This window comes from Lawsonibacter hominis (assembly GCF_014287895.1).
In the GTDB taxonomy this organism is placed as follows: Bacteria; Bacillota; Clostridia; order Oscillospirales; family Oscillospiraceae; genus Lawsonibacter_A; species Lawsonibacter_A hominis.
In genome coordinates this window covers 1-1,051 of the sequence record NZ_JACOPP010000078.1, presented here as the reverse complement: position 1 = coordinate 1,051, position 1,051 = coordinate 1, and the positions used below count along the sequence as shown (strand labels likewise).

General features: G+C 56.1%; 1 protein-coding gene and 1 pseudogene. Both read left to right on the top strand.

Annotation, left to right across the window (positions count from 1 at the left end; genetic code table 11):
- Positions 1-150 precede the first annotated feature (150 nt).
- Complete coding sequence (locus tag H8S57_RS18150; protein ID WP_040437690.1) at positions 151-606, top strand: XF1762 family protein; 456 nt, start codon at positions 151-153, stop codon at positions 604-606.
- A gap of 62 nt (positions 607-668) precedes the next feature.
- Positions 669-1,051 (top strand): annotated as a pseudogene (locus H8S57_RS16825) (secretion protein F); the annotation flags it as partial.

Here is a 1,051-nt window from a genome sequence, read left to right as displayed (position 1 = left end):
TTCCTGAATAAAGACTGGTACGATGTGCTTGTAAATACGGGCTTTGGCAAAGGGATTCTGGCGGTGTGTCTGCTGGTGCTGCTGATCTCGTTTGCGGCGGTGATCCGGCTCACCAAGCCCGTAGAATACAAGCGTTGATCTCGTCAGGAGGTGATACCATCGAGAGTGCTACCGATCTCCCTGCGGGATGCCAATGCGTTTGTTCTGGCGCATCACCGGCACAGTGGGCAGGTGCGCGGCTGTAAATTCTGTGTAGCTGTCGTAGATGATTTGGACGCCGTTCATGGAGTTGCGATTGTTGGGCGCCCCGTTGCCCGCCGACTGGATGATGGGAAAACAGCGGAAGTGACCCGGCTTTGCACCGATGGTATTGCCAACGGGTGCAGCTTCCTTTACAGCCGGTGCGCCCGGATTGCGAAACTGATGGGCTATCAGAAAATCATCACCTACACCCTGGCAACCGAAAACGGAGCCAGCCTGCGAGCTTCCGGCTGGCAATGTGCGCCGGGACTGCGAGGCGGCGGGAACTGGAATGTGCCGGGGCGCCCCAGAGCCGACAGCCGCAACACCGGCCCCAAACGGCTCTATTACAAAGAATTGAGGTGACGCGAGTTTTGTATCTCATTTTGCTATGCTTTGGGACGCTCTTTGGCCTGGGAGCGTTCTTTTTGTTGGCCGGACTGCTCCGGCTGCCGACTTCCGCAAGCACAAAGGCGGTTCTGACCGTGACGAGCCGTGGAAAGTCACAGAAAGGCAGCATCAATGCTGTCCTGTTCGATATGGCCGCACGGCTCTCTCCGCTGGTACATCTGGACGGCTATAAGCGGAAGAAGCTGGAGGCACAGTTGAAATCCGCCGAAATTAAAATGTCCCCGGAAACCTATATTGCGGCGGCCTGGGTAAAGGCTGGTCTGATTGCTCTGCTGATAATTCCGGCCCTTCTGATTTTCCCGATCCTTGCGCCGGTCATTGTGTTTCTGGCGGTGGCAGTTTACTTCAAAGAGCAGAAACGAGCGGACGAGATCGTTCAACAGCGCCGGGAAGAAATCGA